Annotated in this window: 11 protein-coding genes; 10 read left to right on the top strand and 1 reads right to left on the bottom strand. The window is 51.5% G+C overall.

Annotated features, from left to right (window positions below):
• Window positions 1–611, bottom strand: a 611-nt coding sequence (locus HOK28_20235; protein MBT6435436.1) for a metallophosphoesterase family protein, incomplete at its 3' end; no start/stop codon positions are given.
• 108 nt (window positions 612–719) lie between these two features.
• Here HOK28_20235 and HOK28_20230 point away from each other — a divergent pair.
• From HOK28_20230 to HOK28_20185, 10 genes are all read left to right on the top strand, one after another.
• A complete protein-coding gene (locus tag HOK28_20230; protein ID MBT6435435.1) occupies window positions 720–1,310 on the top strand; it encodes a BMC domain-containing protein in 591 nt (196 codons plus the stop codon).
• Between the two features lie 191 nt (window positions 1,311–1,501).
• Window positions 1,502–2,836, top strand: coding sequence for a TlpA family protein disulfide reductase (locus HOK28_20225; protein ID MBT6435434.1), 1,335 nt, complete (start codon window positions 1,502–1,504; stop codon window positions 2,834–2,836).
• 15 nt (window positions 2,837–2,851) lie between these two features.
• Window positions 2,852–3,844 carry a MoxR family ATPase gene (locus tag HOK28_20220; protein ID MBT6435433.1) on the top strand — a complete coding sequence of 331 codons (993 nt, stop codon included), beginning with the start codon at window positions 2,852–2,854 and terminating at the stop codon, window positions 3,842–3,844.
• A gap of 21 nt (window positions 3,845–3,865) precedes the next feature.
• Complete coding sequence (locus HOK28_20215; protein ID MBT6435432.1) at window positions 3,866–4,765, top strand: DUF58 domain-containing protein; 900 nt, start codon at window positions 3,866–3,868, stop codon at window positions 4,763–4,765.
• A gap of 12 nt (window positions 4,766–4,777) precedes the next feature.
• A complete protein-coding gene (locus tag HOK28_20210) occupies window positions 4,778–5,746 on the top strand; it encodes a hypothetical protein (protein ID MBT6435431.1) in 969 nt (322 codons plus the stop codon).
• A gap of 2 nt (window positions 5,747–5,748) precedes the next feature.
• Window positions 5,749–6,726 (top strand): hypothetical protein, encoded by a 978-nt coding sequence (locus tag HOK28_20205; GenBank protein ID MBT6435430.1) that lies wholly within the window; start codon window positions 5,749–5,751, stop codon window positions 6,724–6,726.
• Window positions 6,723–7,760 carry a VWA domain-containing protein gene (locus HOK28_20200; protein ID MBT6435429.1) on the top strand — a complete coding sequence of 346 codons (1,038 nt, stop codon included), beginning with the start codon at window positions 6,723–6,725 and terminating at the stop codon, window positions 7,758–7,760. The genes HOK28_20205 and HOK28_20200 overlap by 4 nt, the downstream gene beginning before the upstream one ends.
• Before the next feature lie 239 nt (window positions 7,761–7,999).
• On the top strand, window positions 8,000–8,842 hold the full coding sequence (locus HOK28_20195) for a VWA domain-containing protein (GenBank protein ID MBT6435428.1): 843 nt from the start codon (window positions 8,000–8,002) through the stop codon (window positions 8,840–8,842).
• Window positions 8,832–9,875 (top strand): tetratricopeptide repeat protein, encoded by a 1,044-nt coding sequence (locus HOK28_20190; protein MBT6435427.1) that lies wholly within the window; start codon window positions 8,832–8,834, stop codon window positions 9,873–9,875. Before HOK28_20195 ends, HOK28_20190 begins: the two co-directional genes overlap by 11 nt.
• Window positions 9,875–10,424, top strand: a 550-nt coding sequence (locus HOK28_20185) for a hypothetical protein (protein MBT6435426.1), incomplete at its 3' end; no start/stop codon positions are given. The genes HOK28_20190 and HOK28_20185, both read left to right, overlap by 1 nt.

Genomic DNA, 10,424 nt, shown 5'->3' with positions numbered 1-10,424 from the left:
TAGATACCACAGCAGGCTCTCGGATCACGGTCTCTGGGCTGCCCCACACTGCCGTCTGTGATGATAAAGTTGGCTTGCTCATCACACTCAACCTGCTTCTCAATAATCGGCTCAACCGAGCTGCCCGAAATGCGAAATGAAATCGTAAGGTGGCTGTGCCCAATGAAAGTAACCGGCGCAAGGCTATCAAAGCCGCCGCGCAGCACACCCATAGCCTGGTCTGCGGAGAAAAGGTAATCGAAGGCTTGAGGCATCACGGGTGCGCCGTGACAAAACTCAACGTGCCCTTCACGCACCTTGTAGGGCATGTCTTTGAGCCACTGCATGTTCTCCGGTGAAATACGTTCTTTGCACCAGCTTAGAGCATGGCGAGCGGCATCGTAGTAATCTTCGTAACTCATTCGCCCGCAAACAGCAGCGTCATGATTTCCCATGACCGCAAGCGGCTCAAGCTCACGGATCTTCGTACAGACCTCGTCTGGGTTGGCTCCGTAGCCTACGGCGTCACCCAAGAATGCGTAACGGTCCACTCCCTCGTCCTTCAAGAAGTCTAAAACGACATCCAGAGCTTCAATATTACCGTGAACATCTGAAAAGATTCCGTACCGCATTTTGCCTCTTTTACTGCTTACTTAAGGATAGCCTAACACGACTTTCACTCGCAATCCCACATTCAGCTATTCACAAAGGCCTCGGCTTCGTAGTAAACAGCTCCTCTTGTGTCGAACTTACCAGAAATAGAAGCTTTAGCGCTCCTCGAAATAGAGGGAATTCCATCTGCGCTCCGCGCTCAGGATGAGGCCTTAAAAATGGCCGAAATCCAGATCGTGGCGTTTGCACCGGTCTCTCCTGGTAAAGTCATCTTCATTTTTGCAGGTGATGTGGCAAGTGTAGAAGCGTCTCTCGAAGCTGCCGACGAATCCCTGGGCCCCCGCCGCATCGACCAGCTCATGCTGCCGTTCGTGCACCCCAGCGTGGTTCAAGCGCTCCACAATCAGCGAGTTGATGCTCCAGCTGGCCAAGCTATTGGTATGTTGGAGCTAAAAACCGTCGCCTCCGGGATCTTATGTGCCGATGCCGGCGTAAAGAGTGCAAATGTCACGCTATCTCGAATCCACCCAGCCTCAGGCTTTGGTGGTAAAACCTTCGTGACCTTCTGGGGTGAGCAAGCCGACGTAGAAGCAGCAGTAGAGGCCGCCGTTGAAATGGCTGGCTCAAACACCCTCGACCACGAAGTCATCGCAGCTCCGCACACGGAACTCGACCCGAACCGATTTGTGCGGCCCTGGAGCCTCGATCCAGCCAGCTAAACGCCTTCATCAATGATGCCGATCTTAAGAAATACGAAATATTTCTCTCCAGGGAATACTGCGCCGTCCCTCGGGGTTGAAAGGCTGGAGAAATTCGGACAAAACATCACACCAGTAGGTTTGTTGTGATTGGCGAAACAATGCGAGTGAACAAAAAACATAAAGTTTTTAGGAGATTGGTTGCTAGCACAGTGGCCTTGTACCTTCTCGTCGCCAGTGGTCCGGCCTGGGGTTCCAATATCAACCAAGCTTTGGCCGCCCACGGTATCCAAGCCATCGATCCCGCGGTAGCAGCCTCGAATTTTAAGCTCCCTACCCTCCAAGGCTCAGAAATTGCCCTCTCCGACACAGCCGGACGCTGGGTTGTCCTCACATTCTTCGCCACTTGGTGCGGCCCGTGCATGCACGAGATGCCTTCCTTGCAAACCTTCCATGAAATGCATCACCCGCAAGGCATTGACTTATTAGCCGTATCAACAGACGAATCCCCGGCGCCGGTGCGCTCCATGGCCCGTAAAATGGGCATCACTTTCCCAATCTTGATGGACCCTCAAGGTGAGGTCTCCCGAGCCTACAAAGCGAGCAGCATCCCAGTCACTTACCTCATATCACCCGAGGGGACATTGATTGGAATTGCCAGAGGCGCCCGAGACTGGAGCAAGATGCAAGGCTTGGTAGATGCCCTGCTCGAGATGATGCCAACAGATGATGCACCCGCTGATATCTACGCGGCCAACGCTCAAGGAATCGAACTCCCCACCATCTTTAATCCGCCCACGGCCAGGGTTATCGCGCCGGAAGTCCCCCAAACCGCCAACAACACTTTCCATATCGATGTGCCGATTACTTGGTCGGGTAATTTCAGTGAATACTTGCTGCACCCGCCCACCATCGCCCTGCCCACCGGTGCCAACGAAGTCTCCATGACCGCAAGCACAACCAGCCAAGCTGGCTCGAAGGTCGTCACTTATCGCTTCAGCTATACCGTGGCAGAGCCTGGCAGCTACAAATTTGATCCCATCGAGCTCAAATACACACCGCGCGGTGAAGCTGAACCCATTCGTGAGCGAGTCGACGGCCCCACCATCGAGGTCCAGGGAGCACTGGCCTCTCATGCTTCAATATTTGTGGCCACAGGTCTTGCTTTCGCCGGGCTCTTCACAATCTTTGGGCTCTTTCTGCTTCGAAAAAAACAAGCTGCGCTCAAATCAGAGCACTCTCCCAAAGCCACGCTTGAAAGCATTCAGAACAAGCTCCAAGATGCTCGACGATTACGGATGGACAGTGATATAGCTGCCTACCTCGATTTACTGAATGAAGTGATGGAGGAGCTTGGCGCTCACCTTTTTGAAGCCCAGCAATCCTCTCTCACACAACTTCGAGAGCAGGTTCGGTACGGTGGTCAGATAGTAGATGAACCCACCTTAGACCTGATGGAACGAAAAATAGAACTTGAACTAGACACAAGGCGTCCCAACCCGGACGACCAAGACAAGTCCTCCATCGAATTTGTCGATGAGGCTTGAGAGGATGCACATTCAATGACCTCCGCACCTACACAAGACATTAGCCGAGAAATCGAAGCGTTTGCACAAACGCTCAACCGCCTGCGCGACGAAGTAGCCAAGGTCGTGGTTGGTCAACGCTATATGATTGACCGCTTGGTCCTTACTCTTATTGCTGACGGACACATCTTAATCGAAGGTCTCCCAGGACTTGCAAAGACCACGGCGGTGAAGACCCTCGCTGAAACTATCCAGGCGGACTTCTCACGGGTCTCGTTCACACCAGACTTACTGCCTGCCGATGTTGTGGGCACTGAGATCTACCGCCCATCAAGCGGTGACTTCGACCTCAAGAAAGGTCCGGTATTTACCAACTTTCTGCTGGCTGATGAAATCAACCGCGCGCCCGCCAAAGTACAAAGTGCTCTGCTCGAAGCGATGCAGGAGCGCAACGTAACTATCGGCGACACCACTCACGAATTGCCCAAACCATTTTTAGTCCTCGCAACACAAAACCCAATCGAGCAAGAAGGCACCTACCCGCTCCCCGAAGCACAGGTTGACCGTTTTATGCTTAAGCTCAAAGTGGGTTACCCCAACCGCGAAGAAGAAAAAGAAATCATGCGGCGATATTCTCAAAAAGAGAAGCCACAAGTCGACAAGGTTCTAACCACAGAAGATATCCTGCGTGCTCGTGAGCTTGCAGACAAAGTATACGTAGACCCGAAAGTTGAAGAGTACATTGTAGACTTGATTTTCGCGACGCGTGAGCCAGCTCTCTTCAAGCTCGGCAAGCTTGAGAAGCTTATCGAGATTGGTGGTTCGCCTCGTGCTACCATCTTCATGCTTCAAGCCTCTCGAGTATTTGCACTGATGAATGGCCGTGGCTATGTGACACCACAAGACGTGAAAACGATTGCTCCTGATATTCTTCGCCACCGGGTCCTCGTAACCTATGAAGCAGAAGCTCAAGAATTAACCAGTGACGACATCATCCAAGAAGTGCTTAGCACCGTAGATGTACCCTGAGCGAATTAGGCAGCCCATTCTATGACTGACAACAACCTCACGGATGTTCTCTCACCAGAGATTTTCGCACGGATCAAAGCCATTCAGATCCGCACGCAGCGCCTCGTCACAGATGCACTCGCGGGCGATTATGAAAGCGCCTTCAAAGGCCGCGGCATGGAATTCGAGGAAGTCCGTGCTTACACCCCCGGTGACGACGTACGCCACATCGACTGGAAGGTTACCGCAAGGACCAGCATCCCCCACATCAAAGTTCACCGTGAAGAGCGAGAGCTCACGGTCATGCTCATGGTGGATGTTAGTTCATCAGGAGCCTTTGGTACGGTGAACCAGTTCAAGAACGAAATAGCTGCGGAAGTAGCCGCCGTGCTCGCTTACACTGCTATCAAAAACAATGACCGTGTCGGGCTCATCATTTTCTCAGATCGCATTGAGCATTATGTGCCCCCTAAAAAAGGTCGCGCTCACGTTTGGATGGTCATTCGTGACATTCTAAACTTCAAACCGGAGCGCCGGGCCACAGACCTAGATGCCGCCATTGAGTTCATGGGTAAAGTCATCAAGCACCGAAGCGTCGCTTTCGTTATCTCCGATTTCATCGACCATGAAGTAACGCAGCGGCTACAGACAGCCTCCAAAAAACATGACCTCACCGCCATCTCTATTTCCGACCCCAGAGAGCTCACGCTACCCCCTGTTGGCATTCTAGAACTTGAAGATGCGGAAACGGGTGAGACCATCATTGTAGACACACGTGACAAAAACACACGCGAAGGATTTCGCATTTTAGGACGGGACGACCGCAATCAACGGCGAGAAGGATTTCGCCGGGCGGGCATTGGACAGATCGAGCTGCGCACCGACCGCGGCTACATCGACCCCATCATGCGATTTTTCCGCAGCAGAGACGCACAAAGGTAGAGGACGAAAACCGTGGATTTAAGACAACCTCCCATAACCCCCGAGCCTCAAAACGGGCCAACCAAGGGCATGATGCTTATTCTCAACCTTGTGACCATTGCGGTGGTGGCAGGATTGGTTATTTGGGGAAACTCCGACAAGAGCAGCGCAAATACTTCCACAGATTCCATTCGCGAGGTCGCAAGTAAACTTAAAGCCGCCGGTGCATTGGAACCTGCTGCCCATCGATACGCTTCCTGGATTGAAAACAACCCGAGCCACCCCGAGAAAGGTGTTATGGCCTACAGCGTGGGTAATATTTACTTAGACCTTGGAAAGTTTGGTCATGCCCTGCGCTGGTTTTACGAGGCAGAAGTTGCCGGTGTTGGCGATATGCAACCAGAGCTCGCAAAGAAGCTTGTACACACGCTTGAAAGATTGGGGCGTGTCCATGCGGCGCGGGCTGTTCTCACCGGCCAAACGCAGCTTGCTCCAGATACCGTCCAGCGCTCCAAAGATGACGTGGTGGTGGCTGAAATCGGTGAGCGGAAAATTTATCAGTCGGACCTTCAACGTGCCTTAGACGATATGCCTCCAGAATTTGCCAAAGAACTCAGCGGGCCACAAAATGCCCCTAAGCTGCTGCAAAAACATGTGGCCGATGAATTGGTTTGGAGAAAAGCTCAAAAGTTAGAATATGAAAATAAGCCAGAGGTTCAAAGACGCTTAGCCCAAATGCATAAGCACTTGGTCGTTGGCCATTTTCTTGAACAAGAAGTCGCCAGCAACATCCAAGTAGAAGACTCCGACCTAAGGAACTTCTTCGAAGCTCAAAAGGCGATGTTTAAGCAAGGCGATAAAGAACCAACTTTCGAACAAGCCAAGCCTGCCGTTGAGCAAGCTTACCGCATGATGAAGGTACAAAAGGCATACAGCGATGTCATCACCCAAGAGATGAGCGCTGGCGATGTGAAGCTTTACCCCGAAAGGCTCACTCGTTAACCATGCGGCAATCTCAATGCATCATAGCCGTTGCGGCCCTTCTTGTTTGCCTAAGCTCCTGCGCCAAAGAGCAAGCCACTACAACTGCGACCGATAACCGGCCATCTGTAGAAGCAAGTGCAAGCGTTGATAAAGCCATCGCAACAACCGGTGACGTCATCACCTACCGAGTGACGGTCAACCACAAACCCAGCGTCACCTTAGAGCTACCTGAAGTGGGGTCAGAAATTGCCGGTCTGCGAATCATCGACTTCGGCAGAGAGAAAAGCCCTGAAACCGATAGCCGTGTTGAAGTCACCGCCTGGTACCAATTACGTGGCGACCTTGTTGGCTCATACATCCTCCCCTCCATTACGATTGCCTTCCAGGAAGGTACCGGCGATGACCTCCAAAAAGGAACCATCGAGACCTCCGAGATATTTCTAGAAATTAAAAGTGTTTTACCCAAAGACGGAAGTGCCGCCGACATCCGCGGTCTTAAAAAGCTTCGCCGCGTGGAAAGCCCTATCCCCTGGCCTCTCTATGGTGCAATTGGTGCGGTACTCCTGGTGCTACTTATCGTTTTTATATGGCATCGTCGTAAAAATCGTCCCGTGGTGGTGGTACCTCCGGCTCCCGCACATGAAATAGCGTTTGAAGCGCTCAACCACCTTCGACAAACAGATTTTAGCGACCAAGACGCGGTTCGTAAATATTACTTCTCACTCTCCGCCGTGGTCCGGGCCTATGTTGAAAATAGATTTGGCATGAACGCAACCGACCTAACAACCGAAGAGCTGGTGCCGTTTATTCAACATGAACTTCCAGTAGATGCGCCCCTGAAAAATCAACTGCGCTCATTCCTCGAGTCCACCGACGCCATCAAATATGCCGGAGGAGCCGCTCAAGAGTCTGAAATCGAACGCGCCTACGAACAGGCACTTTCGTTTGTTGAAGCAACCGTTCCTAAACCAGAGCCCATCGAAGAGGCTGCAGCATGAGTCACCTCAATTTCGCAGATACCTGGCTAGGCCTCATTATCGGCCCAGTCGTCTTGATTTGGGCATTGGCTATGCTCTGGCGTTTTGGTTCAGCTCAGCAGGCCGGCCGTGGGCACGCGGCTTTGCGCTTCTCAAGCATTAGCTCGCTCAAGCGTCTCAAACCATCGATGAGCATTCGTATTCGTCAGCTGCTGCACCTGCTTCGCATTGTTACTGTTGTAATGATTACGATTGCCATCATGCGGCCACAAACCGGGAAGCAGCATACCAAGGTTATCACTGAAGGCGTTGATATCGTTCTTGCCATCGATACTTCAGGGAGTATGCAAGCCTTAGACCTAGACGCCGAAAAACCACTGAAGCGTCGCCGTAATAGACTCGAAGTGGTCAAAAGCGTCGTCGCCAAGTTCGTAGAGAAACGGCCCAATGACCAAATTGGCGTGGTCGTATTTGGCGAAGAAGCATTTACGCAATGCCCGCTCACACTCGACCATGGCATAGTCGCTACATTTCTCGATGCTCTTGAAATCGGTATGGCCGGTGATTCTACCGCAATCGGTTCTGCGTTGGGTACCGCAGTTCGTCGTCTAAAAGACAGCCAAGCCAAATCAAAAATTGTGGTCCTACTTACCGACGGCCGTAGCAACGCCGGTAGTTTATTGCCTCAAAGTGCAGCAGAAGCCGCCGCAGCCTTTGGCATTAAAGTCTACACCATTGGAGCCGGTACCCGAGGCAAAGCACCGTTCCTCCAGCAGGGTCTCTTTGGTTCCCAACCCGTGTATCAAGACGTGGAAATTGACGAGACAACACTCCAAGCCATCGCCACTACAACAAAGGGCGCTTATTTCAGAGCCGAAGATGAAAAAGCACTGGATGCTATTTATGGCAAAATCGATGCTCTTGAAAAAACAGAAATCAAGAGCATGAGCTACCTAGAATACAACGAAGAATTCTCGCTCTTCGTCTGGGCGGCCTTACTCCTTTTGCTTACGGAAATTGTTCTGCTCGGCACACGTTATAGGAAGATCCCATGATGGCACGCATCACAACATTGTGCTTGACCATGCAAACTCTGCTGCTCACAGGATGCGATGGCAAATTAGGACGACCTGATTTGCTCTGGCTGCTTTGGGGCGCACCGCTGCTCATCGCATTTTATATTTATGTTGCTCGGACAAAGTCTTCATTGCTCAAACAATTTGCAAGCCTCGAGCTGGTTCAGCGCCTCGCGGGTAACTACAGCCAAGAACGACAAACCTATAAAGCGGTCTGCATTGTTATTGCACTGAGCCTGGGAATTCTCAGCCTTGCCCAACCTCGATATGGTTTCACCTGGGAAGATGTTAAACGCGAAGGCGTTGATATCGTGATTGCGTTGGACGTATCGGACAGTATGCTCGTTGAAGATGCCGAGACAGGTGGCAAACTAACCCGTATCGAACGCGCAAAACGTGAAATCACTGATCTGCTTCGGTTACTCGATGGCGACCGTGTTGGCTTGGTTGCCTTTGCCGGTACCGCATTCCTCGAATGCCCTCTCACCCTTGATTACGCAGCGGCCCAAATCTTTTTAGGGACCATCGATACAGAACTTATCCCCGTAAAGGGCACTGACCTATCCTCCGCCATCCTCACCTCTGTGGATGCGTTTAAGGGCGGCAACGAAGGCTCGCGGGCTGTGATTCTCATTACCGACGGTGAAGACCACAGCGGTGATGCGCTTGCGGCAGCTGAAGAAGCCAAGAAAGAAAACGTGCGGGTATTTACCATTGGTATTGGCCGCGATGAAGGCGCACCTATTCCCGACGCAAGAGGCGGCTTTAGAAAAGACCGCCGAGGCGAAATGATTTTAAGTAAGCTCGATGAGCCAACCCTTCAAAAAATTGCGCTCAACACCGGAGGCCGCTACGTGCGTTCAGTCACCGGTGACATGGACCTCGAAGAAATCTACACCGGCGGCATCAAAGCAACCCTTCAAGACCAAGAGTTGGGATCCAAAAGACGACAACACTGGGAAGAGCGCTTTCAATGGGTGCTTGGGTTGATGCTCATTTTCCTAATGCTTGAGCCCTTTATCTCAGAACAAGTTCGCAGGAGAGATAATCATGTTGCGTAGGATTCTTCCGATATGTGTTTATCTACTTAGCTGCACGGCGTGGGCACAAAATCCACCCAACTCGGCAGGACAAATAACCACACCGATGCCGCAAAACGTTCCATTACCGGCACAACAAAAACCAGCGCCTCTCTCAAATAAAAAGTTCAAAGATCCCTACAAGGCATTCGAGGCCGGCGCGTATGACCAGGCTCTCCAAGGGTTTGTCGATTTACAGATTGAAAAACCAAACGACACAGATCTCATGCTCAGTATCGGGGCAGCACATTACCAGATGAACAACTTGGAAGATGCCACTCAGTCTTTTCAGAGTGCAGCCGCCAATGGCACCAAAGCCGTACAAGCTGAAGCTCATTACAACCTGGGCAACACCTACTTTAAGGAAGGTAAACTCGAAGAATCGGTTAAGGCTTATCAGCGCGCTCTTGAACTCAACCCCAGCGACGAAGACGCAAAATTCAATATTGAATACGTTCGAGATGAAATCCGGCGGCGTCATGAAGAAGCGAAAAAGCGGCAACAAGACCAAGAGAACCAACAAGACCAAAAGCAGCAAGAGCAACAACAAAACGATAAGCAAGATCCCAACAAGCAAGATGAGCAAAAGCAAAAGGAAGACGGCCAAGAAGGTCAAAACCAGGACGGGCAAGAAGACGCTCCTGAGCAAGACACAGACAAAGACGGCCTACCGGATGAGCAAGAAAAGTCTGCAAAGAACCCCACGGATCCCAATAACCCGGACAGTGACGGTGACGGCCTCTCCGACGGTGAAGAAGATAAAAATGGTAACGGGCAAGTAGACAAAGACGAAACTGACCCCAACAAAAAAGACTCTAACGGCAATGGAGTCAGCGATGGTGAAGAAGCCAAGAAGGCTCAGCAAGAGCAAGAAGCCAATGCCAAAAAAGGCAAACAAGATATGAGCAAGCAAGACGCCGAGCGTCTACTCCGAAACCTTGGCCCCGAGCGTAAGCCATCTAAACGCGGTAAGAAGGCCAAGGGCCGGCGCGCACCCGGTGGAAAGGACTGGTAATGATGAACCAACTTACCCGTTCAGCCTTTATCCTCCTGGTAACCCTCCTGCCCTCGCTGGGTTATGCCGCGGGAATCTCAGTGAGTGTTGACCGTAATCAAGTCACCACCGAAGACCAAATTCAGCTTGTTGTAGAAGTTGAAGGTGGACGCAGTGAGCCCGAGCTTCCGGAGTTTCCATCCTTCGAGGTTTATAATCGAGGCCGTTCATCTCAAACCAACATCATCAACGGCAAAATGAGTTCGAGCGTATCATACAATTTCATTCTGGTACCAAGCCAAACCGGCAAGTTTCAAATTGGGGCAGCCAGTGTAGATATCGACGGCAAGCTCTACCAAAGTAGGCCTTTTATCCTCACTGTTTTAGACCCTAGCCAAAAACCGAAAGAACAAGCTGCTGCATTTATCGAGACAACAGTATCAACGGAAACGCCTTATGTGGGCGGGCAGATTGTGTACACCTGGAGGCTTTACCGCCGCGTTCGTCTTACCGGGGCCGATGTTACGTTCCCCGAGTTCGAGGGCGTCGTAATTGAAGAACTCGGCGAGC

The sequence above is a fragment of the Deltaproteobacteria bacterium genome (genome assembly GCA_018668695.1).
Lineage (GTDB): Bacteria > Myxococcota > XYA12-FULL-58-9 > XYA12-FULL-58-9 > JABJBS01 > JABJBS01.
This window is presented reverse-complemented; position numbering and strand designations above follow the sequence as displayed.

Coding starts and splice junctions, on each gene's coding strand:
- HOK28_20220 (MBT6435433.1), top strand. CDS start 2,852: ATGACCTCCGCACCTACACAAGACATTAGCCGAGAAATCGAAGCGTTT.
- HOK28_20215 (MBT6435432.1), top strand. CDS start 3,866: ATGACTGACAACAACCTCACGGATGTTCTCTCACCAGAGATTTTCGCA.
- HOK28_20205 (MBT6435430.1), top strand. CDS start 5,749: ATGCGGCAATCTCAATGCATCATAGCCGTTGCGGCCCTTCTTGTTTGC.
- HOK28_20200 (MBT6435429.1), top strand. CDS start 6,723: ATGAGTCACCTCAATTTCGCAGATACCTGGCTAGGCCTCATTATCGGC.
- HOK28_20190 (MBT6435427.1), top strand. CDS start 8,832: ATGTTGCGTAGGATTCTTCCGATATGTGTTTATCTACTTAGCTGCACG.